Origin of the sequence: Pseudomonas sp. RIT411 (assembly GCF_003057735.2) — a bacterium.
Classification (GTDB): Bacteria; Pseudomonadota; Gammaproteobacteria; order Pseudomonadales; family Pseudomonadaceae; genus Chryseomonas; species Chryseomonas oryzihabitans.
The window spans coordinates 92350-116593 of record NZ_QBIZ02000016.1 but is presented as its reverse complement, the minus strand read 5'-3'; the positions used below and the strand labels follow the sequence as shown (position 1 = coordinate 116593).

Sequence of the window (24244 nt, the reverse complement as noted above, 5' to 3'; positions counted from 1 at the left end):
TTTCCTAATAACAACTAGAGACCATCATGACTTCCGCCAAACGCCCGCTGCGCAGCCAGCTCTGGTTCGATGATCCTGCCCACGCCGACATGACCGCGCTCTATGTCGAGCGCTACATGAACTACGGCCTGACCCGCGACGAACTCCAGTCCGGTCGCCCCATCATCGGCATCGCCCAGACCGGCAGCGATCTCACCCCCTGCAATCGCCACCACCTGGAACTGGCCCAGCGGGTCAAGGCCGGCATCCGCGATGCGGGCGGCATCCCCATGGAATTCCCGGTGCACCCCATCGCCGAGCAGAGTCGCCGGCCCACCGCGGCCCTGGATCGCAACCTGGCCTACCTCGGCCTGGTGGAGATCCTGCATGGCTTCCCGCTGGATGGCGTGGTGCTCACCACCGGCTGCGACAAGACCACCCCGGCCTGCCTGATGGCCGCGGCCACCACCGACCTGCCAGCCATCGTGCTGTCCGGCGGACCGATGCTCGACGGGCATTTCAAGGGCGAGCTGATCGGCTCCGGCACCGTGCTCTGGCACGCACGCAACCTGCTGGCGACCGGCGAGATCGACTACGAGGGCTTCATGGCCCTGACCACTGCCGCCTCGCCCTCGGTGGGCCACTGCAACACCATGGGCACGGCCCTGTCGATGAATGCCCTGGCCGAGACCCTGGGCATGTCGCTGCCCGGCTGCGCCAGCATCCCCGCGCCTTACCGTGAGCGCGGCCAGATGGCCTATGCCACCGGCAAGCGCATCTGCCAGCTGGTGCTGGACGACGTCCGCCCCTCGCAGATCATGACCCGCGAGGCCTTCGAGAACGCCATCGTGGTGGCCTCGGCCCTGGGCGCCTCCAGCAATTGTCCGCCGCACCTGATCGCCATCGCCCGGCACATGGGCATCGAATTGTCGCTGGACGACTGGCAACGCCTGGGCGAGGACATCCCGCTGCTGGCCAACTGCATGCCGGCCGGCAAGTATTTGGGCGAAGGCTTCCACCGCGCCGGCGGGGTGCCAGCGGTGCTCCACGAACTGCTCAAGGCCGGCCGGCTGCACGGCGAGTGCCTGACCGTCTCCGGCAAGACCATCGGCACCATCGCCGAGGGCGCCGCCAGCTCGGATCCTGCGGTGATCCAGCCCTATGAGGCGCCGCTCAAGCACCGCGCCGGCTTCATCGTGCTCAGCGGAAACTTCTTCGATAGCGCCATCATGAAGATGTCGGTGGTGGGCGAGGCCTTCCGTCAGACCTACCTGGCCGAGCCGGGCAAGGAAAACAGCTTCGAGGCGCGGGCCATCGTCTTCGAAGGCCCGGAGGACTACCACGCTCGCATCGACGATCCGGCGCTGGACATCGACGAACGCTGCATCCTGGTGATCCGCGGCGCCGGTCCGGTGGGTTATCCGGGCAGCGCCGAGGTGGTCAACATGGCGCCCCCGGCGGCGCTGATCAAGAAGGGCATCGATTCCCTGCCGTGCCTGGGCGACGGTCGCCAGAGCGGCACCTCGGCCAGCCCTTCGATCCTCAACATGTCGCCGGAAGCGGCGGTGGGCGGCGGCCTGGCGCTGCTCAAGACCAACGACCGGCTGCGCGTGGACCTCAATGCCCGCAGCGTCGACGTGCTGCTCGACGATGGCGAACTGGAGCGCCGCCGCGCCGAATGGACGCCCAACCTGCCGCCGGCCCAGACCCCCTGGCAGGAACTCTATCGGCAACTGGTGGGCCAGCTCTCCACCGGCGGCTGCCTGGAACCGGCCACCCTGCACCTCAAGGTGATCGCCCGCGAGGGCGGGGTGCCGCGGCATTCGCACTGAGAGTCTGTTCAAAGGCTCGCGAGCTAGAGCCAAACAAGGCGAAAATGTTTGAGGACGCGGAGTTTACGAATAGTAAATGAGCATTCCGAAAGCATTTTCAACGCCGTTTGGCCGACGCGCAGCAGCCTTCTGGACAGGCTCGGAGGTATCGGGCTCGCACTAGCGGCCCTGCTTCATTAAGCTCTGCCGCCATGAATCGTACCCTCTATAGCCTGATCTTCACCCTGGCCTTGCCCTTCATCCTGCTGCGCCTGCTCTGGCGCGGCCGCAAGGCCCCCGCCTATCGGCAGCGCATCGGCGAACGCCTGGCGCTGGGCTTGCCTGAGGTGTCGCCCGGCGGCATCTGGGTACACGCGGTGTCGGTGGGGGAGAGCATCGCCGCCGCGCCGGTGATTCGCGCCCTGCGCCAGCGGCATCCCGACCTGCCGATCATTGTGACCTGCATGACGCCCACCGGCTCGGAGCGCATCCGCGCCCTGTTCGGTGATGACGTCCAGCATTGCTACCTGCCCTACGACCTGCCCTGGCTGGCCGGGCGTTTCCTCGACCGGCTCGGGCCCAGTCTGGGGGTGGTGATGGAGACCGAGCTCTGGCCCAACCTCATCCACCAGGCGGCGCGCCGCGATATTCCCATCGCCCTGGCCAATGGCCGGCTGTCCGAGCGCTCGGCTCGTGGCTACGGAAAGCTGGGTGGGGTAACGGGGCCGATGCTGGCGGAACTGGCCTGGCTGGCGGTACAGACGCCGGTGGAGGCCGAACGCTTCCGGGCCCTCGGCGCCCGCGCCGAGCGGGTCACGGTGACCGGTTCCATCAAGTTCGACCTGCGCATCGATCCCGCGCTGCCGGTCCGCGCCGCTGCGCTGCGCCAGGGCTGGGGCCAGCGCCCGGTATGGATCGCCGCCAGCACCCATGCCGGCGAAGACGGGATCCTGCTCCAGGCCCATCGCCAGCTGCTGGCCGCACACCCCGATGCGCTACTGATCCTGGTGCCGCGCCATCCCGAGCGCTTTCCCGAGGTATTGGCCGAGGTGCGTCGTGAAGGTTTCGGCGTGGTGCAGCGCTCGACGGGAGAGGCGGTGCAGCCGCAGACCCAGGTGCTGCTGGGCGACACCATGGGCGAATTGCTGTTTCTCTACGCCCTGGCCGATGTCGCCTTCGTCGGCGGCAGCCTGATCGAGCGGGGCGGTCACAATCCGCTGGAGCCGGCTGCCCTCGGTGTGCCGGTGCTCAGCGGTCCCCACGTGTTCAACTTTCTCGACATCGTCGCCCAGCTGCGCGATGCCGGTGCTCTGGAAACCGTGGCAGAGGCCTCGGCCATCGCCACCGCCGTGGCCCGGCTCTGGGCCGAGCCGGCGGAAGCCGCGCGACGCCAGCAGGCGGGCCTGGCGGTCCTGGCCGCCAATCAGGGCGCGCTGGAGCGACTGCTCTCCGGACTGGACAGGTTGCTCACCCCCTGAGCCGAGCGCGCCGGCAGGACGTCGGCGCGGGTCTTGGCCAGGTCCGGCGGCAGGAAGTCGCGATCCGGGTCGTAGTGGGGATCGAGATAGCCGGACAGCGCCAGCAGGTCGTTGGGCGCCAGGGTGCCGGCCGCCTGCTTGAGCCTCAGAGTGTCCAGGATGTAGTTGTAGCGGGCGTCGTTGTACTGGCGCACGGCGTTGTACAGCAACCGCTGGGCGTCGAGCACGTCGACGATGGTGCGGCTGCCCACCTGGTAGGCGATCTCGGTGGCTCTCAAGGCGCGCTGGCTGGAGGCGATGGACAGCCGGCGGGCGCGCACCTGCTCGATGTCGGTATTGATCGCCCGGTGGGCGTTACGGGTGTTCTGCACCACCTGGCGGCGCAGACTCTCCTGGCGCTGTTCGCTCTGGTCGAGCTGCTGGTAGGCCTGGCGCGCCTGGGAGCTGGTGGCCCCACCGCTGTACAGCGGCAGCTCCACCTGGATGCCGATGCTGCGGCTGTTGACCGGGCTGCCGAACAGGGATAGCTGCTCGGCGTTGGGCAGATTCACCGCGTCGTTGTCGCTGTGGCTGTAGCGCGCCACCGCATCCACCGTCGGCAGGTGTCCGGCGCGGCGCTGGCGCAGGGTCTCCTGGGCGGCGTTGACGCCCTGGCCGGCGGCCAGCAGCTGCAGATTCTGGCGCATGGCGGTGTCCACCCACAGCCGCGCATCGTTGGGCTGTGGCGGCAGGATCGGCAGGTCGTGGCGGATGCCGGCGATGCTGCCGTAGTCGCGATCGGTCAGCCGGGTCAGGGCCTGGAAGGCGTCGGCCACCTGCTGCTCGCTCTGGGAGCGGTTGGCCTGGGCGTTGTCGAAGCTGGCCTGGGCCTGGAGCACGTCGGTGTCGTCGGTCAGGCCGACCTTGTAGCGCTCGCGGGACTGGTCCAACTGGCGGTACAGCGCCTTTTCCTCGGCGCGGGCGGTGGCCAGGGCGTCCTGGGCACGCAGGGCGCTGAAATAGCCCTCGGCGGTCTGCAGGATGAGTTGCTGCTGGGCGGCGGAGAATTGCAGCTCGGCCTGCTCGGTGGCGGCCTGGGCAGCCTTGAGCTGGAACCAGCGATCGGCGCGGAACAGCGGCTGGCTGAGGGTGGCCTGGATCAGCTGGCTGCTGCGATCGCTGCTGTAGCGACCACCCTGGACGCCCAGCGCCGCATTGTCCTTGAGTTGCAGACTGGTATGGGTGTCGTTGAACTGGGCGCCGAGCCCGATCTGCGGCAGCAGGCCGGCGCGCGCCTGGGGCACCGCCTCGCGCTGGGCGCCGAGGCCGGCGCGTTCGGCGGCGAGATCGGCGTTGTTGTCCAGCGCCTCGCGGTAGACGTCGAGCAGGCCATTGCCGGCGACCTGGGTCTGGGCCTGGGCCAGGCCGGCCGAGCTGCAGAGCGCCGCGAGCAGCAGGAATCTTCGCATTCTGGGAGCCTTCCTTGAGGGACCGCGCCAGTGTAGTGGCTTCGTCCGAATCCGCCATAGGAGAGGAAATAGCGGTCGAAGTTTCTGCCGCTCTGGGTTTACACTGGCCGCGTTCTTGTCGGGGTGCGCTACGAGGCGCTGAGATCGGGTAGTCCCGGATCCCGTTGAACCTGATCAGGCTAGGCGCGCCGCATGGCGGTGCGTCAACCTGCGTAGGGAACAAGAGGGCGTCCGCAGCCTTATTCCGTGGTCGCCATCCGTCCGGGCTTGCCTCTTCTCGCGTGCCCACCCTTCGTCCAGGTTCTTCCCTCGGCAACGCGCCCACCAGGAGAGCCTCGATGAACAAGCAGAACAACGTCACCGATTTCACCCGCGTCGACCGCCAGTCCACCCAGCCGCTGCCCAATTCGCGCAAGGTCTATCTGACCGGCTCGCGACCCGACATCCGCGTGCCGGTGCGGGAAATTTCCCTGGCCGACACCCCCACCGCTTTCGGCGGCGAACAGAACGCCCCGGTATTCGTCTACGACACCTCCGGTCCCTACACCGACCCGGCGGCGCGCATCGACCTGCGCAAGGGCCTGCCGGACGTGCGTTCGCGCTGGATCGAAGAGCGTGGCGACACCGAACTGCTGGCCGGGCTCTCTTCCGAGTTCGGCCAGGCGCGCCTGGCCGATCCGAGTCTCGCCGCCCTGAGATTCGACCTGGCGCGCCAGCCGCGGCGGGCCAAGGCCGGGCGCAACGTCTCCCAAATGCACTATGCCCGCCAGGGCATCGTCACCCCGGAGATGGAATACATCGCCATCCGCGAGAACATGAAGCTGCAGGAAGCCCGCGCCGCCGGTCTGCTCGGCAACCAGCACCGTGGCCAGAGTTTCGGCGCCAGCATTCCCCAGGAGATCACCCCGGAGTTCGTCCGCGACGAGGTAGCCCGTGGTCGCGCCATCATCCCGGCCAACATCAACCACCTGGAGCTGGAGCCGATGATCATCGGCCGCAACTTCCTGGTGAAGATCAACGGCAACATCGGCAACAGTGCCCTGGGCTCTTCCATCGAGGAAGAGGTGGAAAAGCTGACCTGGGGCATCCGCTGGGGCGCCGACACCGTGATGGACCTGTCCACCGGCAAGCACATCCACGAGACCCGCGAGTGGATCATCCGCAACTCGCCGGTCCCCATTGGCACCGTGCCCATCTACCAGGCCCTGGAAAAGGTCGGCGGCGTCGCCGAGGAACTGACCTGGGAGCTGTTCCGCGACACCCTCATCGAGCAGGCGGAGCAGGGCGTGGACTACTTCACCATCCACGCCGGGGTGCGCCTGCACTACGTGCCCCTGACCGCCAAGCGCGTCACCGGCATCGTCTCCCGCGGCGGTTCCATCATGGCCAAGTGGTGCCTGGCGCACCACAAGGAAAACTTCCTCTACACCCACTTCGAAGACATCTGCGAGATCATGCAGGCCTACGACGTGAGCTTCTCCCTGGGTGATGGCCTGCGCCCGGGCTCCATCGCCGACGCCAACGACGCCGCCCAGTTCGGCGAGCTGGAAACCCTCGGCGAGCTGACCAAGATCGCCTGGAAGCACGACGTCCAGACCATGATCGAAGGCCCCGGCCACGTGCCCATGCAGCTGATCAAGGAAAACATGGACAAGCAGCTGGAGTGCTGCGACGAGGCGCCGTTCTATACCCTCGGCCCGCTGACCACCGACATCGCCCCCGGCTACGACCACATCACCAGCGGCATCGGCGCCGCCATGATCGGCTGGTTCGGTTGCGCCATGCTCTGCTACGTGACGCCCAAGGAACACCTTGGCCTGCCCAACAAGGACGACGTCAAGACCGGCATCATCACCTACAAGATCGCCGCCCATGCCGCCGACCTCGCCAAGGGGCATCCCGGCGCCCAGATCCGCGACAATGCCCTGTCCAAGGCGCGTTTCGAATTCCGCTGGGAAGACCAGTTCAACCTGGGCCTGGACCCGGACACGGCGCGCGCCTTCCACGACGAGACCCTGCCCAAGGACTCGGCCAAGGTGGCGCACTTCTGCTCCATGTGCGGGCCCAAGTTCTGCTCCATGAAGATCACCCAGGAGGTCCGCGACTACGCCAAGGAAAACGGCCTGACCGACGAGCAGAAGGCCATCGAGGCCGGCTTCCAGGAACAGGCGGCGCGCTTCAAGGATGAAGGCGGCGTGATCTACAAGCAGGTCTGAAAATCGTAGGTTGGGCTGAGCGCAGCGAAGCCCAACAATGCCCAGATTGATCCCGCACTGTTGGGCTTCGACGGTGGAGCTGTCTCAGCCCAACCTACGTCTGCTAGGCCAGCACCCTGTTTCCGTAGATTGGCGCTGAGCCTAGCGAAGCCCAACAATGCCCAGCGCCGACCAACGACGTTGGGCGTCCTCAACCCCTTATCCACGAGACCCATCATGGCCCAGGCCCCCGGCCTCTATACCCCTACCGTCCCCGTTCCGGCGGACCGCCGTATCCTTGGCGGACGCGACCTCTTCACCCTCTGGTTCTCCCTCGGCATCGGCCTGATGGTGGCCCAGGCCGGCGCGCTGCTGGCGCCCGGACTGGGCCTGGCCGATGGCCTGCTGGTGCTGGTGCTCGGCACCGCGGTCGGGGTGCTGCTGCTGGCCGCTGCCGGCCTGGTAGGCAGCGACACCGGCCTGGCCGGCATGACCGCCTTGGGCCAGAGTCTCGGCCAGCGCGGCGCGCTGTTGCCGGCGGTGCTCAACATCACCCAGCTGATCGGCTGGGGCGCCTTCGAACTGGTGGTGATGCGCGAGGCGGCCAGCGTGCTGCTGGGCAGCTGGGGCCTGCAGGGTTGGGCCTCGCCGATGCTCTGGACCCTGGTCTTCGGCGCCCTGGCCACGGCCCTGGCGGTGGCCGGTCCGCTGACCTTCGTCCGCCGCTTTCTCAGTCGCTGGGGTATCTGGCTGCTGCTGGGCGCCTGCACCTGGCTGACCCTGGACCTGTTCCTGCGCGCCGACCTGGCCGCGCTCTGGCAGCGCCCGGGCGACGGCTCCCTGAGCCAGGCCCTGGGCTTCGACCTGGTGGTGGCCATGCCGCTGTCCTGGTTGCCGGTGATCGCCGACTACACCCGCTTCGCCCGCACCGGCCGCAGCGCCGGGCGCGGCGTCATGCTGGGCTATTTCTGCGGCAACCTCTGGCTCATGGGCTTGGGCTTCGCCTATACCCTGGCCTTTGCCAGCGGCGGTGAAGCCGACGCCCTGCTGCGCGCCCTGGCCGTGGCCGGTCTCGGCCTGCCGCTGTTGCTGATCCTGCTGGACGAGTCGGAAAACGCCTTCGCCGCCTATCACTCGGCGGCGGTGGCCACGGGTTTCCTGGCCCAGGTGAAGATCTGGCAGCTGACCCTGGCCATCGGCATCCTCTGCACCCTGCTGGCGCTGCTGGTACCCCTGGCCCAGTACGAACACTTCCTGCTGCTGATCGGTTCGGTGTTCGCCCCTCTGTTCGGCGTAGTGCTGGTGGATCACTTCCTGCTGCGCCGCCGCAAGGCTCCGCAGCGGGTACGGGCGCTGCGCCTGGAGTCCCTGATCGCCTGGGCCCTGGGCGTGGCCGTCTACCATCTGTTGCCGACCCTGCTCCCGGCCTGGGGCGCGACCCTGCCGGCCATCGTGGTGGCGGGGACTGCGCAGGCGCTGTTGGGATTGAAACGAGTTTAGCGTCCGGCCGTTGGGCTTCGCTGCGCTCAAACCAACCTACGCCTAACTGCCCCCTCTCCCGCTTGCGGGGGAGGGTTGGGGTGGGGGCAAGCCGGCACGCGTGGATGAGGCTGCGCTGTCATCCACCCTACGGCTGAGTCGGATCTGTCGGGCTTCGCTGCGCTCAACCCAGCCTACGCCTAACTGCCCCCTCTCCCGCTTGCGGGGGAGGGTTGGGGTGGGGGCAAGTCGGCACGCGTGGATAAGGCTGCGCCGTCATCCACCCTACGACTGAGCTGGATCTATCGGGCTTCGCTGCGCTCAACCCAACCTACGGCTAACTGCCCCCTCTCCCGCTTGCGGGGGAGGGTTGGGGTGGGGGTATCGCGGCCATGGGCCGCTCCTACAGAAGATTGAGTCCGCTGTAGGAGCGGCCCATGGCCGCGATCAAACCCAATTACGGCAGATGATTTCTGTTGACCAGGTCCTACGGCTGCCGCGCCTTGCCCCGGCCCGGGAAGTACTCGCCCTTGAGGATGCCATTGAGCTTGGGATAGGGGATCTTCAGTTCCGGATGGCCCATGGCGTAGGGGGCGATGCTGCCGATGTCGTACTTGAGCGTCAGGGCGCCGAAATCCAGGGCCACGTTGTTGGTCTTGAGGAAGGGCCACTGCTGGCGGAATTCGGCATCGCCGACGTTGTTGCTGAGCATCCAGGCCTCACGGGAGAGCTGCGCCAGGCGCCAGAATTCGGCTTCCTGCCCCGGCACCAACATGTCGCCCAGGGTGATCTGCCGGTCGAGATGGCGATCCCAGGTGACGAAGTCGCGGCCGGCCAGGCCATGGGCACCGCCGTTGGCCAGGTAGCTGGAGAATTCGATGATCACCAGGCCGTCATGCTGCTCACGCACCTTGGCCTGCAGATAGCTGCTCCAGCGCGGCTGGGCCTTGGCGAGGAAATCCCGCTCGTAGCTCTCCAGCGAAGCGGGGATGGGCGCGCCCGGCTCGGCGCGGGCCAGGCCCAGCAGGTGCCGCTGCACCAGGGTGTCCAGCGCCGGGTCGCCGAATTCCACGTAGTCGATGTTGATCAGCGGGCAGTCTTCGCCCTGGCAACCGGCCGGGCGGTGCTCCCAGGCCTGGTGGCGAGGCGTGAGGGGTTTGTCGAGGTTGGGGCCGAAGACGCTTTGGCAACCACCGAGCAACAGGCCGGCGAGCAGGAGGAGCGAGCGGATACGCATGGGATTCCTTGTCATGGAAACGGAGAACGACGGCTTTCGAACCCGTCTGGCCCCATAAGTTTGCCAGGGGCGGGCGGAGGTTTCCCGGCTTGTTGTCCTTTTCGCGACTTGGCGCGTCAGGGGCTGCACGCACGCAGGCGGCACGCTAGGATGATCTGATTACCTGCAATCAGCGCTGGAGCGCCCATGACCGAAGCCAACGAATCCCAGGCGCCCGCCGTTGAAATCCTGAGCCGCGAGATCTGCTTCCAGGGCTTCTACCGCATGGCCCGCTTCCGGCTGCGCCATCGCCAGTTCTCCGGTGCCCTGGGCCCGGAACTGGAACGCGAGGTCTTCGTGCGTCCCGATGCCGTCTGCGTGCTGCCCTACGACGCCGTGCGCGACGAGGTGGTGCTGATCGAGCAGTTTCGCGTCGGCGTCATGGAAAAGACCGCTCATCCCTGGCTGCTTGAGCCGGTGGCGGGCTTGGTGGACAAGCAGGGCGAGGCCGTCGAGGCGGTCGCTCATCGGGAAGCCGAGGAAGAAGCCGGGCTGACCTTGCAATCGCTCTGGCCCATCTCCACCTACTTCCCCTCGCCCGGCGGCAGTGACGAACAGGTCTATCTCTACCTGGGTCGCTGCAGCACCGTGGACGCCGGTGGCGTCCATGGCCTGGAAGAGGAGGGCGAGGACATTCGCGTCCATGTCTGGTCGCTGGACGAGGCACTGGCAGGGGTTCGTGACGGTCGAATCAATAACGCAGCGGCAATCATCGCCCTGCAATGGTTGGCGCTCAATCGCGCCGAGGTACGGGGGTTATGGGGCTGAAACTGCGAGATCGCTATCGGGTTGACCTGCCGGGCCTGCAGGCCACGTGCGAGGCCAACTACGTGCGGCTGATGCGGCTTCTGCCCAAGATGCGCGAAGCCGTGGTATCGCGCCGCGTCATGTTGTCGCAAGGCGAGCGCCCGCTGGGGGTGCTCGCGCTGGAAGTCACCGAGGCCTGTCCCTATACGACGGCCTTGCGGGTGCGCCAGGAACTGGGACTGCCCTGGTTGCCGGTGCCCGAACTGGAAGTGCGCGTCTATCACGATGCGCGGATGGCGGAAGTGGTGTCGGCCGGGGCCTCTCGGCACCTGCTCGGGCGCTATCCCTATCCCAATCAGGCGATGCATCAGCCTGACGAAAAGAGCCAGCTCAATCTGTTCCTCGGTGAGTGGCTGAGTCACTGCCTGGCCTGTGGCCACGAAGCTGAACCTATCCTGCAGCGATGAGCACTAGGGCGCAACGCTGACAGCCGCGGCTTCCCTCACGCGGTGCAAGCTGCGAAAATGTGAAGCATGCACGCAAGTTCCCGGGAACTTTTCTGCACCCTGCCTGCGCTCGTTGTCCCCTTATGCCTAGGAGGCTTTGGTGAGTTTGCCGGATAGTGTCAACGCTCCCCTCGTCATCCAATTGACCGACAGTCATCTGTTTGCGCGTGCCAACGGTCGGTTGTTGGGTATCGATACGGCCGCCAGCCTGCAACAGGTGGTCGCCCAGGTGGTGCGGGAGCAGCCACGCATCGATCTGCTGCTGGCCAGCGGTGACCTCTCCCAGGACGGCTCCGTGGCCTCCTACCAGCGCTTTTGCGAGCTGACCGAGCCCCTGGCCGCGCCGATGCGCTGGCTGGCCGGCAACCACGACGAGAACGCGCCCATGGCCAAGGCCTGTGGTGATCGCGATTTCCTCGAGACGGTCACCGACCTGGGCGCCTGGCGCCTCATCCTGCTCGACAGCACCGTGCGCGGTTGCGTGTTCGGCGAACTGGAGCAGGCGCAGCTGGTCGCCCTGGACGAGGCCCTGAGCGCCGCGCCCGAGCGTCCGGCGCTGATCTGCCTGCACCATCATCCGGTCCCGGTTGGCTGTGGCTGGATGGAGCCCCTGGGCCTGCACCGGGCGGACGAGCTGTTTGCCGTGCTGGATCGCCATCCCCAGGTCAAGGTGGTGCTCTGGGGGCATATCCACCAGGAGTTCGACCAGCTGCGCAACGGCGTGCGCCTGCTGGCCTCGCCTTCCACCGGTCTGCAATTCGAGCCGGGCAGCGAGGACTTCAAGGCCGGCGATCAGGCCCCGGGCTATCGCTGGTTACGCCTGCTGCCCGACGGCAACCTGGAAACCGGTGTCTCGCGCCTGCAACAGCATGCCTTCACTGTGGATCACAGCGCCGCGGGCTACTAGGGCTGTCGGGGCTGACGCCGGTCGGCTGCCTTGGTCGCGAGGGTCGAAACGGGTTATTCTTTACCTGTTTATTTATCCAGTAGGAGCGGCCCGATGCCGTCGATCCTCTATGTCCATGGCTTCAACAGCTCACCCGCGTCCCTGAAGGCGCGGCAGCTGACCGCCTGCATGACCCGCCTGGGCCTGGCGGACCGCCTGCGCGCCCCGGCGCTGCCCAACGATGCCGACGCCGCCTTCGCCCTCCTGGAGCGCGAACTGGCCGAGCTGGACGCCCCCTTGCTGGTCGGCAGCTCCCTGGGCGGCTACTATGCCACCGTCCTGGCCGAGCGCCACGGGCTCAAGGCCGTGCTGATCAATCCGGCGGTCCGGCCCTGGCGCTTCATGGAGCATTACCTGGGCCCCCAGCGCAATCACCATACCGGCGAGAGCTGGATCCTCACCGAGGCCCACGTCGAGGCCATGCGGGCGCAGGAAGTCGCGGCGCCGGCGGATCCCGAGCGCTTCCACGTCTGGCTGCAGACCGGCGACGAGACCCTCGACTACCGGGACGCCGAGCGCTACTACGGCGCCTGCACCCTGCGCATCGAGCAGGGCGGCGACCACGGCTTCCAGGGCTTCCATCGCCAGCTGCCTCTGTTGCTGGAGCTGGCCGGCTTCGACCCGGCGCTCTGGCGCGAGCTGGATTTCAACACCTTCGAATAGAGACCCCATGGCCACGCAGAACGCCTATAACGCCGACGCCATCGAAGTCCTCTCCGGACTCGATCCGGTGCGCAAGCGCCCTGGCATGTACACCGACACCTCCCGGCCCAACCACCTGGCCCAGGAAGTCATCGACAACAGCGTGGACGAGGCCCTGGCCGGTCATGCGCGCCAGGTGCAGGTGATCCTGCACGCCGACAACTCCCTCGAGGTGATCGACGACGGTCGCGGCATGCCGGTGGACATCCATCCGGAAGAGGGCGTCTCCGGCGTCGAGCTGATCCTGACCAAGCTGCACGCCGGCGGCAAGTTCTCCAACAAGAACTACCAGTTCTCCGGCGGCCTGCACGGCGTGGGCATCTCGGTGGTGAACGCCCTGTCGACCCGCGTCGAGGTGCGCGTCAAGCGCGAGGGCAACGAATACGCCATGGCCTTCGCCGACGGCTTCAAGGCCAGCGAACTGGCCGTGGTCGGCAGCGTCGGCAAGCGCAATACCGGCACCAGCGTGCACTTCTGGCCGGACCCCAAGTACTTCGATTCGCCCAAGTTCTCCGTCAGCCGCCTCAAGCACGTGCTCAAGGCCAAGGCGGTGCTCTGCCCGGGCCTGGCGGTGAGCTTCTTCGACGAAGCGAGCGGCGAGCGCAGCGAATGGCATTACGAAGACGGGCTGAGATCCTATCTGATCGACACCGTGGGCGACGCCCTGCGGCTGCCCGAGGCGCCCTTCCACGGCAGCCTGGCTTCGGCCCGGGAAGCGGTGGACTGGGCGCTGTTCTGGCTGCCCGAGGGCGGCGAGTCGGTGCAGGAAAGCTACGTCAACCTGATTCCCACCGCCCAGGGCGGCACCCATGTGAACGGCCTGCGCCAGGGCCTGCTGGACGCCATCCGTGAATTCTGCGAATTCCGCAACCTCTTGCCGCGCGGCCTCAAGCTGGCCCCGGAAGACGTCTGGGAGCGCATCGCCTTCGTCCTCTCGATGAAGATGCAGGAGCCGCAGTTCTCCGGCCAGACCAAGGAGAGACTGTCCTCCCGCGAGGCCGCGGCCTTTGTCGCCGGGGTGGTCAAGGACGCCTTCAGCCTCTGGCTCAATGCCCATCCGGAACTGGGTCAGCAGATCGCCGAGCTGGCCATCAACAACGCCGGCCGCCGCCTCAAGGCGGGCAAGAAGGTCGAGCGCAAGAAGATCACCCAAGGCCCGGCGCTGCCTGGCAAGCTGGCCGATTGCGCCGGCCAGGACCCGATGCGCTCCGAGCTGTTCCTGGTGGAGGGCGACTCCGCCGGCGGCAGCGCCAAGCAGGCGCGCAGCAAGGAATTCCAGGCCATCATGCCGCTGCGCGGCAAGATCCTGAACACCTGGGAAGTGGACGGCAGCGAGGTGCTGGGCAGCCAGGAGGTGCACGACATCGCCGTGGCCATCGGCATCGATCCGGGCAGCGCCGACCTGAGCGGCCTGAGATACGGCAAGATCTGCATCCTCGCCGATGCCGACTCCGACGGCCTGCACATCGCCACCCTGCTGTGCGCCCTGTTCGTGCAGCACTTCCGGCCCCTGGTGGATGCCGGTCACGTCTATGTGGCCATGCCGCCGCTGTACCGCATCGACCTCGGCAAGGAGGTGCACTACGCCCTCGACGAAGCCGAGCGCGACGGCATCCTCGATCGCCTGGCCGCGGAGAAGAAGCGCGGCAAGCCCCAGGTGACCCGCTTCAAGGGCCTTGGCGAGATGAATCCGCTGCAGCTGCGCGAGACCACCATGGATCCCAATACCCGCCGCCTGGTACAGCTGACCCTCGAAGACGTGCCCGGCACCCTCGAGATGATGGACATGCTGCTGGCCAAGAAGCGATCCGGCGACCGCAAGAGCTGGCTGGAATCCAAGGGCGACCGCGCCGAAGTGCTGATCTAAATATGTTGGCTGTGCTTATCGCGGCCATGGCGGTTAGCCGCAGCGACCGCTCCTACGGTCTCCATCGCCCCTGTAGGAGCGGCCGCTTCGGCGGACCGCCACGGCCGCGATGGACACGACACCCCGATCAAAGACGTAACACCAAAGGATTCCCATGAGTGCACCCCTCGACCTGAGCCTGGATGGCGTCGAACGCCGTTCGCTGGCCGACTTCACCGAGCAGGCGTACCTGAACTACTCCATGTACGTCATCATGGACCGCGCCCTGCCGCACATCGGCGACGGCCTCAAGCCGGTCCAGCGCCGCATCGTCTATGCCATGAGCGAACTGGGCCTGGACGCCGACGCCAAGCACAAGAAGTCCGCCCGTACCGTGGGCGACGTCCTCGGTAAATACCACCCCCACGGCGACTCGGCCTGCTACGAAGCCATGGTGCTCATGGCCCAGCCGTTTTCCTATCGCTATCCGCTGGTGGATGGCCAGGGCAACTGGGGCGCGCCGGACGATCCCAAGTCCTTTGCCGCCATGCGCTATACCGAGGCGCGGCTGTCGCGCTATTCCGAGGTGCTGCTCAGCGAACTGGGGCAGGGCACCGTGGACTGGGTACCCAACTTCGACGGCACCCTGAACGAGCCGGCGGTGCTGCCGGCACGCCTGCCCAATCTGCTGCTCAACGGCACCACCGGCATCGCCGTGGGCATGGCCACCGACATCCCGCCGCACAACCTGCGCGAGGTGGCCGCCGCCTGCGTGCGCCTGCTGGACGACCCCATCGCCGGGATTCCCGAGCTGCTCGAACACGTGCCCGGTCCGGACTTCCCCACCGAGGCCGAGATCGTCACGCCGCGGGCCGACCTGCGCAAGATCTACGAGACCGGTCGCGGCTCGGTGCGCATGCGCGCCGTCTACCGCCGCGAGGACGGCGACGTGGTCATCACCGCGCTGCCGCACCAGGTCTCCGGTTCCAAGGTGCTGGAGCAGATCGCCGCCCAGATGCAGGCCAAGAAGCTGCCCATGGTGGCCGACCTGCGCGACGAGTCGGACCATGAGAATCCGACCCGCATCGTCATCGTGCCGCGCTCCAATCGCATCGATGCCGACGAGCTGATGCAGCACCTGTTCGCCACCACCGATCTGGAGTCCAGCTACCGGGTCAACCTCAACGTCATCGGTCTGGACGGCAAGCCCCAGGTCAAGGATCTCCGGCAGATCCTCCAGGAGTGGCTGATCTATCGCATCGGCACCGTGCGCCGTCGCCTGCAGTTCCGCCTGGACAAGGTCAATCGCCGCCTGCACCTGCTGGATGGCCTGCTGGTCGCCTTCCTCAACCTGGACGAGGTGATCCACATCATCCGCACCGAGGAGCATCCCAAGCAGGCGCTGATGGCCCGCTTCGAGCTCTCCGAGGAACAGGCCGACTACATCCTGGAAACCCGGCTGCGCCAGCTGGCGCGGCTGGAAGAGATGAAGATCCGTGGCGAACAGGCCGAGCTGCTCAAGGAGCAGAAGCGCCTGCAGACCCTGCTGGGCAGCGACAAGAAGCTGCGCAACCTGGTCCGCGACGAACTGATCAAGGACGCCGAGACCTATGGCGACGCGCGTCGCTCGCCCATCGTCGAGCGTGCCGAAGCCAAGGCCCTGTCCGAAACCGAGCTCATGCCCACCGAGCCGGTGACCGTGGTGCTGTCCGAGAAGGGCTGGGTGCGCCAGGCCAAGGGCCACGACGTCGATCCGACCGGGCTGTCCTACAAGGCCGGCGACGGCTTCAAGGCGGCGGCCCTGGGTCGCTCCAACCAGTTCGCCGTGTTCATCGATTCCACCGGGCGCAGCTATTCGGTGGCCGCCCATTCGCTGCCGTCGGCGCGTGGCCAGGGCGAGCCCCTGACCGGCCGCCTGACGCCGCCGCCGGGCGCCAGCTTCGAATGCCTGCTGCTGCCGGACGACAGCGGTCTCTATGTCATGGCCTCGGACGCCGGCTACGGCTTCGTGGTCAAGGGTGAGGACCTGCAGGCCAAGAACAAGGCCGGCAAGGCGCTGATCAGCCTGCCCAACGGTGCCAAGGTGCTGCCGCCCAAGCCGGTGGCGTCCCTGGAGGACACCTCTATCGCGGTGGTCACCAACGAGGGTCGCCTGCTGGTGTTCGCCATCAGCGAACTGCCGCAACTGGCCAAGGGCAAGGGCAACAAGCTGATTTCCATCCCTGGCGAGCGGGTCGCCAAGCGCGAGGAATACGTGGTCGATCTGGCCGTGGTGCCGGCCGGCGCCTCCCTCACGCTGCAGGCCGGCAAGCGGCCCTATACCCTCAAGGGCAGCGACCTGGAGCACTACCGGGCCGAGCGCGGTCGGCGCGGCAACAAGTTGCCGCGGGGCTTCCAGCGGGTGGACTCGCTGCAGGTGGAAACTTGAGCCGCCCGCGGTCAGCCGCTAGCATAGCCCGGATTTTTTCGACCAGGACTCGTCGGGCCGTGGCGCCCGTCGAGAGAGAGCCTCGATGAAACGGATGTGTCTCGCCAGGCTGGCGCTCGTTGGCCTGCTGGCCGGCCTGGGTGGCTGTGCCAGCCTCGGCCCCAGCCACTACTATCAGCTCGATGGCGGCAATGCGCGTACGCCCGCGAGCAGCGAGCGTGGTCTTGCCGTGTGGATCGAAAACCTGCAGCTGGCCGACTACCTGCAGCGCGACGTGCTGCTGGAACGCCAGCCCGACGGCAGTCTCAAGACCACCCGCGATCACTGGGCCGGGCCGCTCGACGCCAACGTGCGCCAGTTGCTGCAGCGCCAGCTCGCCGGTCGCCTCAACAGTGGTCGGGTGGTGGTGGGTGAACAACCCGCCGGCTTCGATCCGCAGTACCGGGTGGAACTGGTGGTGACCCGCCTCGATGCCGGTGACCAGGCGCCTGCCGCCCTCGACGCCAGCTGGCAACTGCGCGACGGCCAGGGTCGTCTGCTGGACACCGAGGTGGTCCACCTGCAGGCTCGTCATGCAGGTGATCGCGCGGCCCAGGTGCGCGCCCAGAGCGAATTGCTGCAACAGCTGTCGGCGCGGCTGGCCACCGATCTCACCAAGGTCGCCCAGCGCGGCCGGCGTGACAGCGAAGTGGCGCGCAAGGAACCGAAGAAACTCGTGGAAGAGGCCCAGGCCCGGCCGACGCTGCCGGCCGTGGTGCCCATCCGCACCGGCGCCGAGGTCTATCGCTTCTGATCCGCAAGGCTCCCGCGCGTCGCCGCGCGGGAGCCTTCGGCGGCGCGCGACGCTCTATCCAGCAGGACCCTCAAGCCCTGGAGGTTTCATGACGCTGCCCCTGTTTCCGCTCAACACCACCCTGTTTCCCGGCTGCCGCCTCGATCTGCAGCTGTTCGAAGCCCGCTACCTGGACATGCTCGGCCGCTGCCTCAAGCAGGGCAGCAGCTTTGGCGTGGTGACCATCCTCGAAGGCCGCGAGACCGGTGCCGCGCCAAATCGCCTGGGCGCCTACGGCTGCGAGGCGCTGATCCGCGACTGGCAGCAGCAGAGCAATGGCCTGCTGGGTATCCGCATCGAAGGCGGACGGCGCTTTCGCCTGCTGAGCCAGGAAGAGCAACCCGATCATCTGGTGGTGGGGGAGGTGGAGTGGCTTCCGGAGACCGAGCCCCAGCCGCTGCGCGATGGCGACGCCGATCTGATGGCGCTGCTGGTGGCCCTGGCCCAGCACCCCATGGTCGCCAGCCTGGACATGGGGGGCGAAGTCGCCGACCGCCAGGCCCTGGGTTGCCAGCTAGCCTATCTGCTGCCGTTCGAGGCGCACCTCAAGCTCGAATGGCTGGGCCTGAGCGACCAGGGTCAGCGCCTGGCCGACATCGAGCGCCATCTGGTGGATTTGCAAGGTGATTTCCAGGCCTAAGAGCCTGTTCATAATCTGCTGCGCGTCGGCCAAACCGCGTTGAAAACACCCTGGATCGCCAGCCCCGCCTGGGCGGCCCCGTCGCAATGCTCATTTACCCTATGTAAACCCGGGCGCGGGTCCGATCCGCTTCCTCAGGCGTTTTTGCGGGGCCGCCTAGGCCTTGTTTGGCTCTAGCTCGCAAGATTCTGAACAGGCTCCGGGCCAAACGCTAGGCAAAAGAAAGCCCGCCGGGCAGGGCGGGCTAAAAGTGCTTTGGGGGCACTGGATAAGACCCTGGCACTTTGCCATAAGTTCAGTCTTATGAGATCAAAGTGCCAGTCTTGCTGGCTCAGCCTGCCAGCAGCTTGATGAACTCACGATTGAAAGCCGGGATGTCGTCCGGCTTGCGGCTGCTCACCAGTTGGCCATCGACGATGACCTCCTGGTCCTGCCAGGTGGCGCCGGCATTCTTGAGGTCGTCGGTCAGCGACGGCCAACTGGTCATGGTCTTGCCCTGCACCAGGCCGGCGGAGATCAGCAGCCAGGCACCGTGGCAGATGACGGCGACCGGCTTGCCGGCGTCGGCGATCTGCTTGGTCAGCTGCTGGGCCTGTTCGTCGATGCGGATGGTGTCGGCGTTGACCACGCCGCCGGGCAGCAGCACGGCGTCATAGTCACCGGCATTGGCCGCGGCGAAGGTGAGGTCCACCGGAAAGCTGTCGGCCGGCTCGGTGCCGTCCCAGCCGCGCACCTCGCCGTTCTCGGCGGAGATGATGTGGGTCTGGGCGCCGGCCTGCTCCAGCGCCTGCTTGGGGCCGGTGAGTTCGGCCTGCTCGAAGCCGTCGGTGACCAGGATGGCGATTTTCTTGCCGTTCAGGGATGTAGCCATGGTTGCGCATACCTCGATGGACATTCGGTCGGGCTAGCCTTTTGCCAGCGCTCTCTAGTCCGTCCCGCTTTGCCTCCCCGAAGTTCCTTCGTCGCGCCCGATGGCATCGCCGGGCGGTGCGGAGTAAATTTGCGACATCCATCGCAGAGTAGTCCCCATGTCCCAAGCGTCCCCTCAGCTGACCGAGGAGCAGATCCGTCAGGCCCTGCAAGGCATCAGCATTCCTCCGCAGCCGCAGATCATGGTGGATCTGCAACTCGAACAGCTCATGCCCAGCCCCGATCTCAAGGTCATCTCGCGCCTGATCGGCCAGGACCCGGGGCTCTCGGGTGCCCTGCTCAAGCTGGTGAACTCGCCGTATTTCGGCCTCAGCAATCGCATCACCTCGATCCAGCGGGCGGTCAATCTGCTGGGCAGCCAGTCGGTCATCAACCTGATCAACGCCCAGTCGATCAAGGGCGAGCTCACCGACGAGACCATCGTCATCCTCAACCGCTTCTGGGACACCGCCCAGGACGTGGCCGAGACCTGCCTGAGCCTGGCCAAGAAGACCGGCTATCCGACCCCGGACGAGGCCTACGCCCTGGGTCTATTCCACAACTGCGGCATCCCGCTGATGCTCAAGCGCTTCCCCAACTACATGGCGGTGCTGGAAGAGGCCTATGCCAGCGTCAACGAGCAGGTACGGGTGGTGGACGTGGAGAATCGCATCTTCAGCACCAACCACGCCGTGGTGGGCTATTTCATCTCGCGCTCCTGGCGCCTGCCGGAGCACGTCGGCCAGGCCATCGCCAACCACCACAACGCCCAGTCGGTCTTTGACGAGGAGTCGACCACCGACATCCAGATCAAGAATCTGCTGGCCCTGCTGAAGATGGCCGAACACATCTGCGGCTGCTATCGCGCCCTCGGTGGCCAGGACGAGGATCACGAGTGGCAGGCCATCGCCCCGCGGGTGCTGGATCACGTCGGCCTGTCCGAGTACGACTTCGAGTCGCTCAAGGAGACCATCCTTGAAATGGGCAGCGGTCGGATCAATTACTAAGGCACCCGCAAGCCTCCTGGATCCTCATGCCCGAATTACCTGAAGTCGAAACCACCCGCCGGGGCATCGCGCCCCATGTCGTCGGTCAGCGCGTGCGCCGGGTCATCGTCCGCGACGGCCGGCTGCGCTGGCCGGTGCCCGAGGACCTGGATGTACGCCTTTCCGGGCAGCGCATCGAGGCCGTCGAGCGGCGGGCCAAGTACCTGCTGATCCGCGCCGAGAGCGGCACCCTGATCGGCCACCTGGGCATGTCCGGCAGCCTGCGCCTGGTGCCGGCCGACCAGCCGCCGGCCAAGCACGAGCACGTCGACATCGAGCTGGAATCCGGGTTGTCGCTGCGCTACACCGATCCCCGGCGTTTCGGCGCGCTGCTCTGGACCCAGGATCCCCATGCCCATGTGCTGCTCAGCAAGCTGGGCCCCGAGCCCCTGACCGAGGCCTTCGACGGCGGTCGGCTGTACGAGCTGTCGCGCGGACGCAGCATGGCGGTCAAGCCCTTCATCATGGACAACGCCGTGGTGGTGGGGGTGGGCAACATCTACGCCGCCGAGGCACTGTTCGCCGCCGGTATCGATCCCCGCCGCGCCGCCGGGAGCGTTTCCCGGGCGCGCTACGACCGCCTCGCCGAAGAGATCAAGAAGGTGTTGGCGCGCTCCATCGAGAGTGGCGGCACCACCCTGCGCGATTTCATCGGCGGAGACGGGGCGCCGGGCTATTTCAAGCAGGAATTGTTCGTCTACGGTCGCAAGGGCGAATTCTGCAAGGTCTGCGGGACGGGATTGCAGGAGATCCGCCTCGGCCAGCGCGCCAGCGTCTATTGCCGCAAGTGCCAGCGATGAAGACCCTGGCCGCGGTGGTCCTGCTGACGCTGCTGGGCGGGGAGGCGGCCTGGGCGGATGCCGACAACGGCCGCAACCTCTTCCTGCGCCGCTGCCACAACTGCCATTCGGTGGGGCCGGGCGCCCAGTCTGGCTTTGGCCCCCAGCTCAATGACCTCTTTGGTCGTCAGGCCGGGAGCCTGGCCGGCTACAACTACTCCGAAGCCATGCGCAATGCCGGCTTCGCCTGGGATCGCGAGGCCCTGGCGGCCTTTCTGCGCGATCCCGAACAGAAGGTGCCGGGGACCAAGATGAGATTCTGGGGCATCGGCGATGCCGAGGATCTGGGCGACATCGCCGACTACCTGCAGACCCAGCATCACGCGCCCTAGTCCCTGTCCTAGTGGTCGCCGCCTCCGGCGCCCGGCTTGGCCGCAAAGGGCGGCTTGGCCAGCCAGATGATCAGGAACAGCCCCATGAAGATCCAGCCGAGCAGGGTGAAGTAGTCCACCGTGGAGAGCATGTACGCCTGGCCTTCCACCACCTTGTCCAGCTGGGCATAGGCCTGCTGCGACGGTCCGCCGAGGGCGTCCAGGTAGTGCTGGGTGGCCGGGCTGTAGGGGGTCACGTCCTCGGTCAGCTGGGCATGGTGGTGGATGGCGCGCCGCTGCCATAGCCAGGTGGTCAGGGAGGAGGCGAAGCTGCCGCCCAAGACCCGCAGGAAGGTCGCCAGACCGCCGCCGTCCGCCAGTTCCGAGGGTTTGAGGCTGGACAGCAGGATGCTGGTGGTGGGCATGAAGAACAGCGCCACGCCCAGGCCCATGAAGGTCTGCACCTCGGCGATGTGGCGATAGTCCACCTCGTTGTTGAAGGTGGCTCTCATGAAGCAGGAGGCGCCGATCACCAGGAAGGAGCCGCCGGCCAGCAGCCGCAGATCGGTCTTGTGCGCGAACTTGCCCACCAGCGGAGAAAGGATCACCGGTAGGATGCCGATGGGCGCCGCGGCGAGGCCCGCCCATACCGGGGTGTAGCCGAGCTGGGTCTGCAGCCACTGGGGCAGCAGCAGGTTGATGCCGAAGAAGCCCGAATAGCCCAGTACCAGCGCCAGGGTGCCGCAGCTGAAGTTGCGATAGCGGAACAGCCGCAGATTGACGATGGGGTGCTTGTCGGTCAGTTCCCAGATCACCAGGGCGGTCAGGGCCACGGCGGAAAAGGCGGCGCCCAGGCAGATCAGGTTGGATTCGAACCAGTCCAGGTCGTTGCCCTTGTCCAGCACCACCTGCAGCACGCCCACGCCCAGCACCAGAAGGATCAGCCCGACATAGTCGATGGGCTGGTGCACCAGCTTTTCCGGCTTCTTGCCCAGCTGGCTCCAGACCACCAGGGTAGCGAAGATGCCGATGGGGATGTTGATGAAGAAGATCCACGGCCAGCTGTAGTTGTCGGTGATCCAGCCACCGGCGATGGGGCCGATGATGGGCGCCACCACCGTCACCATGGCCAATAGCGCCAGGGCCATGCCGCGCTTGGCCGCCGGAAAGATCGCCAGCAGCAGGGTCTGGGCCATGGGATAGAGCGGGCCGGCGACGAAGCCCTGCATGGCGCGGAAGATCACCAGCTCCGGCATGGAGGTGGCGATGCCGCAGAGAAAGGAGGTGATGACGAAGAGCACCACGGCGGCCATGAACAGCTTGACCTCGCCGAAGCGGCGCGCCATCCAGCCGGTCAGCGGCAGGGCGATGGCGTTGCTCACGGCAAAGGCGGTGATGACCCAGGTGCCCTGTTCCGAACTCACCCCGAGGTTGCCGGAAATGGTGGTCAGGGCGACGTTGGCGATGGTGGTGTCGAGCACCTGCATGAAGGTGGCCAGGGACAGGCCCACCGTGGCGAGCACCAGGCTCGCCGGGCGAAAGGCGTTATCGCTCATGACGGATTACCAGAAGGGTGGACGGGGAGGCTCGCCAGGGAGCCTCCTTGGCTGTCAGCGCTTGGCGACGCCCGCGGCACGCGCCGCTGGACCGTTGTTGTGGACGATCTGCTGGATCAGCTGATCGGCCTCGGCCAGCTGATGGTCGTAGACGTCGGTGCTGTAGCGCGGCTGCTGCGGGGTGGTGGTGGGCAAGCGGGCGCCATCCTGGTCGTGCAGGTCGACGTCGACCACGGTCGACAGGCCGATGCGCAGCGGGTGCTTGTCCAGGTTGTCGCCTTCCAGGCGGATCCGCACGGGCAGGCGCTGGACGATCTTGATCCAGTTGCCGGTGGCGTTCTGCGCCGGCAGCAGCGAGAAGGCGCTGCCGGTACCCACGCCCAGGCTTTCCACCACGCCGCGATAGCGCACGTCGTCGCCATAGAGGTCGGAATGGATTTTCACCGGTTGGCCGATGCGCATCTCGGCCAGCTGGGTTTCCTTGAAGTTGGCGTCGATCCAGATCTGGTCCAGGGGCACCACGGCCATCAGCGCCGCGCCGGGCTGCACGCGGCTGCCGACCTGTACCGAACGCTTGGCGACATAGCCGCTGACCGGCGCCACCAGGGTGCTGCGGGCGTGGTTCAGGTAGGCCTGGCGCAGCTGGGCGGCGGCGGCCTTGACGTCCGGGTGCGAGGCGATCTCGGTGTCGTCCACCAGCGCCTGGTTGGTATCCAGCTGCTGCTGGGCGGAGGTCAGGGAGCTCTGCGCCGCCACCAGGGTATCCCGGGCATGGGCCAGTTCTTCCTTGGAGATGGCGCCGCCCTTGGCCAGTTGCTGGCGGCGGGCGTAGTCGGCACGGGCGCGCTCGACCTCGACGCGCCGCGCGGCCACCTGGGCCTTGTAGCTGTCGACGTTGCTGAACAGGCCGCGCACCTGGCGTACGGTCTTGGCCAGGTTGGCCTCGGCGCTCTGCTGGGCCACGGCGGTGTCGCTGGGATCGAACTCCACCAGCGGCTGGCCCTGGCGGACGAAGTCGCCATCGTCCACGGCGATGCGGGTCACGGTACCGGTGACCTGGGGCGTGATCTGCACCAGGTTGCCGTTGACGTAGGCGTCGTCGGTACTGGCATGGAAGCGGCCATAGAACAGGTGGTAGCAGTAGACGCCCACGCCAGCCAGGATCACCACCAGCAGCAGGAGCAGCAGGAAGAGTTTGCGTTTGCCGGAGCGCTGCGGCTTCTGCTCCTGGGCATTGTCGTTGGGGGTTGCGGCGGAATCGGCCATGGTC

General features: G+C 66.9%; 20 protein-coding genes and 1 riboswitch. Of the genes, 15 read left to right on the top strand and 5 right to left on the bottom strand.

Annotation, left to right across the window (positions count from 1 at the left end):
* Positions 1 to 26 precede the first annotated feature (26 nt).
* Both DBY63_RS19535 and waaA read left to right on the top strand, forming a co-directional pair.
* On the top strand, positions 27 to 1811 hold the full coding sequence (locus DBY63_RS19535; RefSeq protein WP_027600810.1) for an IlvD/Edd family dehydratase: 1785 nt from the start codon (positions 27 to 29) through the stop codon (positions 1809 to 1811).
* 191 nt (positions 1812 to 2002) lie between these two features.
* Entirely contained in the window at positions 2003 to 3268 is a 1266-nt protein-coding gene (waaA, locus tag DBY63_RS19530) for a lipid IV(A) 3-deoxy-D-manno-octulosonic acid transferase (protein WP_108582601.1), read from the top strand.
* On the opposite strand, the gene DBY63_RS19525 is transcribed toward waaA, so the two are convergent.
* Complete coding sequence (locus tag DBY63_RS19525; RefSeq protein WP_108582600.1) at positions 3214 to 4716, bottom strand: TolC family outer membrane protein; 1503 nt, start codon at positions 4714 to 4716, stop codon at positions 3214 to 3216. The two genes, waaA and DBY63_RS19525, sit on opposite strands and share 55 nt — an antisense overlap.
* Positions 4717 to 4825: 109 nt before the next feature.
* Positions 4826 to 4952, top strand: a riboswitch (TPP riboswitch).
* Positions 4953 to 5054: 102 nt separating this feature from the next.
* On the opposite strand from DBY63_RS19525, the gene thiC reads away from it, so the two are divergent.
* Together thiC and cytX are read left to right on the top strand one after the other, a co-directional pair.
* Positions 5055 to 6932 carry a phosphomethylpyrimidine synthase ThiC gene (thiC, locus tag DBY63_RS19520; RefSeq protein ID WP_027600242.1) on the top strand — a complete coding sequence of 626 codons (1878 nt, stop codon included), beginning with the start codon at positions 5055 to 5057 and terminating at the stop codon, positions 6930 to 6932.
* 216 nt (positions 6933 to 7148) lie between these two features.
* A complete protein-coding gene (gene cytX / locus DBY63_RS19515; RefSeq protein WP_108582599.1) occupies positions 7149 to 8411 on the top strand; it encodes a putative hydroxymethylpyrimidine transporter CytX in 1263 nt (420 codons plus the stop codon).
* Positions 8412 to 8877: 466 nt separating this feature from the next.
* Here cytX and DBY63_RS19510 read toward each other — a convergent pair whose 3' ends face one another.
* Complete coding sequence (locus DBY63_RS19510; RefSeq protein ID WP_044342437.1) at positions 8878 to 9627, bottom strand: RsiV family protein; 750 nt, start codon at positions 9625 to 9627, stop codon at positions 8878 to 8880.
* Positions 9628 to 9813: 186 nt separating this feature from the next.
* Between DBY63_RS19510 and DBY63_RS19505 the strand changes: the two genes are divergently transcribed.
* From DBY63_RS19505 to DBY63_RS19470, 8 genes are all read left to right on the top strand, one after another.
* Positions 9814 to 10434 carry an NUDIX domain-containing protein gene (locus DBY63_RS19505; protein WP_044342438.1) on the top strand — a complete coding sequence of 207 codons (621 nt, stop codon included), beginning with the start codon at positions 9814 to 9816 and terminating at the stop codon, positions 10432 to 10434.
* Complete coding sequence (locus DBY63_RS19500; protein ID WP_007162101.1) at positions 10425 to 10880, top strand: DUF1249 domain-containing protein; 456 nt, start codon at positions 10425 to 10427, stop codon at positions 10878 to 10880. The genes DBY63_RS19505 and DBY63_RS19500 overlap by 10 nt, the downstream gene beginning before the upstream one ends.
* A 136-nt stretch (positions 10881 to 11016) precedes the next feature.
* On the top strand, positions 11017 to 11826 hold the full coding sequence (gene cpdA / locus DBY63_RS19495) for a 3',5'-cyclic-AMP phosphodiesterase (protein ID WP_169853375.1): 810 nt from the start codon (positions 11017 to 11019) through the stop codon (positions 11824 to 11826).
* 93 nt (positions 11827 to 11919) lie between these two features.
* Entirely contained in the window at positions 11920 to 12528 is a 609-nt protein-coding gene (locus DBY63_RS19490) for a YqiA/YcfP family alpha/beta fold hydrolase (protein ID WP_108582598.1), read from the top strand.
* 7 nt (positions 12529 to 12535) lie between these two features.
* Positions 12536 to 14434 (top strand): DNA topoisomerase IV subunit B, encoded by a 1899-nt coding sequence (gene parE / locus DBY63_RS19485; RefSeq protein WP_007162098.1) that lies wholly within the window; start codon positions 12536 to 12538, stop codon positions 14432 to 14434.
* Between the two features lie 154 nt (positions 14435 to 14588).
* Positions 14589 to 16841: a DNA topoisomerase IV subunit A gene (gene parC / locus DBY63_RS19480; protein ID WP_058792250.1), complete on the top strand. Its 2253-nt coding sequence runs from the start codon at positions 14589 to 14591 to the stop codon at positions 16839 to 16841.
* 85 nt (positions 16842 to 16926) lie between these two features.
* The gene (locus DBY63_RS19475) at positions 16927 to 17634 is read left to right on the top strand and encodes an ABC-type transport auxiliary lipoprotein family protein (protein WP_027600802.1); all 708 of its coding nucleotides are present in this window, start codon (positions 16927 to 16929) and stop codon (positions 17632 to 17634) included.
* Positions 17635 to 17722: 88 nt separating this feature from the next.
* Positions 17723 to 18313, top strand: a complete 591-nt coding sequence (locus tag DBY63_RS19470; protein ID WP_007162095.1) for an LON peptidase substrate-binding domain-containing protein — start codon at positions 17723 to 17725, stop codon at positions 18311 to 18313.
* 331 nt (positions 18314 to 18644) lie between these two features.
* On the opposite strand, the gene DBY63_RS19465 is transcribed toward DBY63_RS19470, so the two are convergent.
* Positions 18645 to 19184 (bottom strand): type 1 glutamine amidotransferase domain-containing protein, encoded by a 540-nt coding sequence (locus tag DBY63_RS19465; RefSeq protein WP_007162094.1) that lies wholly within the window; start codon positions 19182 to 19184, stop codon positions 18645 to 18647.
* 220 nt (positions 19185 to 19404) lie between these two features.
* Here DBY63_RS19465 and DBY63_RS19460 point away from each other — a divergent pair, with 220 nt between their 5' ends.
* The 3 genes from DBY63_RS19460 to DBY63_RS19450 are packed head-to-tail and all read left to right on the top strand — an operon-like array spanning position 19405 to position 21439.
* A complete protein-coding gene (locus tag DBY63_RS19460) occupies positions 19405 to 20229 on the top strand; it encodes an HDOD domain-containing protein (RefSeq protein ID WP_161796604.1) in 825 nt (274 codons plus the stop codon).
* A gap of 26 nt (positions 20230 to 20255) precedes the next feature.
* Positions 20256 to 21068 carry a bifunctional DNA-formamidopyrimidine glycosylase/DNA-(apurinic or apyrimidinic site) lyase gene (gene mutM, locus DBY63_RS19455; protein ID WP_027600251.1) on the top strand — a complete coding sequence of 271 codons (813 nt, stop codon included), beginning with the start codon at positions 20256 to 20258 and terminating at the stop codon, positions 21066 to 21068.
* Positions 21065 to 21439: a c-type cytochrome gene (locus tag DBY63_RS19450; protein WP_108582597.1), complete on the top strand. Its 375-nt coding sequence runs from the start codon at positions 21065 to 21067 to the stop codon at positions 21437 to 21439. Before mutM ends, DBY63_RS19450 begins: the two co-directional genes overlap by 4 nt.
* Positions 21440 to 21447: 8 nt before the next feature.
* Here the strand turns inward: DBY63_RS19450 and DBY63_RS19445 are convergent, their stop codons facing one another.
* Both DBY63_RS19445 and DBY63_RS19440 read right to left on the bottom strand, forming a co-directional pair.
* Positions 21448 to 22974 carry a DHA2 family efflux MFS transporter permease subunit gene (locus DBY63_RS19445; protein WP_044342444.1) on the bottom strand — a complete coding sequence of 509 codons (1527 nt, stop codon included), beginning with the start codon at positions 22972 to 22974 and terminating at the stop codon, positions 21448 to 21450.
* A gap of 54 nt (positions 22975 to 23028) precedes the next feature.
* A complete protein-coding gene (locus tag DBY63_RS19440; RefSeq protein ID WP_108582596.1) occupies positions 23029 to 24240 on the bottom strand; it encodes an efflux RND transporter periplasmic adaptor subunit in 1212 nt (403 codons plus the stop codon).
* Positions 24241 to 24244 lie beyond the last annotated feature (4 nt).

Bases quoted from the DNA above. Each gene is read 5' to 3' on its own strand.
- DBY63_RS19535 (WP_027600810.1), top strand. From the start codon at position 27: ATGACTTCCGCCAAACGCCCGCTGCGCAGCCAGCTCTGGTTCGATGAT.
- waaA (WP_108582601.1), top strand. From the start codon at position 2,003: ATGAATCGTACCCTCTATAGCCTGATCTTCACCCTGGCCTTGCCCTTC.
- DBY63_RS19525 (WP_108582600.1), bottom strand. From the start codon at position 4,716: ATGCGAAGATTCCTGCTGCTCGCGGCGCTCTGCAGCTCGGCCGGCCTG.
- thiC (WP_027600242.1), top strand. From the start codon at position 5,055: ATGAACAAGCAGAACAACGTCACCGATTTCACCCGCGTCGACCGCCAG.
- cytX (WP_108582599.1), top strand. From the start codon at position 7,149: ATGGCCCAGGCCCCCGGCCTCTATACCCCTACCGTCCCCGTTCCGGCG.
- DBY63_RS19510 (WP_044342437.1), bottom strand. From the start codon at position 9,627: ATGCGTATCCGCTCGCTCCTCCTGCTCGCCGGCCTGTTGCTCGGTGGT.
- DBY63_RS19505 (WP_044342438.1), top strand. From the start codon at position 9,814: ATGACCGAAGCCAACGAATCCCAGGCGCCCGCCGTTGAAATCCTGAGC.
- DBY63_RS19500 (WP_007162101.1), top strand. From the start codon at position 10,425: ATGGGGCTGAAACTGCGAGATCGCTATCGGGTTGACCTGCCGGGCCTG.
- DBY63_RS19490 (WP_108582598.1), top strand. From the start codon at position 11,920: ATGCCGTCGATCCTCTATGTCCATGGCTTCAACAGCTCACCCGCGTCC.
- parE (WP_007162098.1), top strand. From the start codon at position 12,536: ATGGCCACGCAGAACGCCTATAACGCCGACGCCATCGAAGTCCTCTCC.
- parC (WP_058792250.1), top strand. From the start codon at position 14,589: ATGAGTGCACCCCTCGACCTGAGCCTGGATGGCGTCGAACGCCGTTCG.
- DBY63_RS19475 (WP_027600802.1), top strand. From the start codon at position 16,927: ATGAAACGGATGTGTCTCGCCAGGCTGGCGCTCGTTGGCCTGCTGGCC.
- DBY63_RS19470 (WP_007162095.1), top strand. From the start codon at position 17,723: ATGACGCTGCCCCTGTTTCCGCTCAACACCACCCTGTTTCCCGGCTGC.
- DBY63_RS19465 (WP_007162094.1), bottom strand. From the start codon at position 19,184: ATGGCTACATCCCTGAACGGCAAGAAAATCGCCATCCTGGTCACCGAC.
- mutM (WP_027600251.1), top strand. From the start codon at position 20,256: ATGCCCGAATTACCTGAAGTCGAAACCACCCGCCGGGGCATCGCGCCC.
- DBY63_RS19450 (WP_108582597.1), top strand. From the start codon at position 21,065: ATGAAGACCCTGGCCGCGGTGGTCCTGCTGACGCTGCTGGGCGGGGAG.
- DBY63_RS19445 (WP_044342444.1), bottom strand. From the start codon at position 22,974: ATGAGCGATAACGCCTTTCGCCCGGCGAGCCTGGTGCTCGCCACGGTG.
- DBY63_RS19440 (WP_108582596.1), bottom strand. From the start codon at position 24,240: ATGGCCGATTCCGCCGCAACCCCCAACGACAATGCCCAGGAGCAGAAG.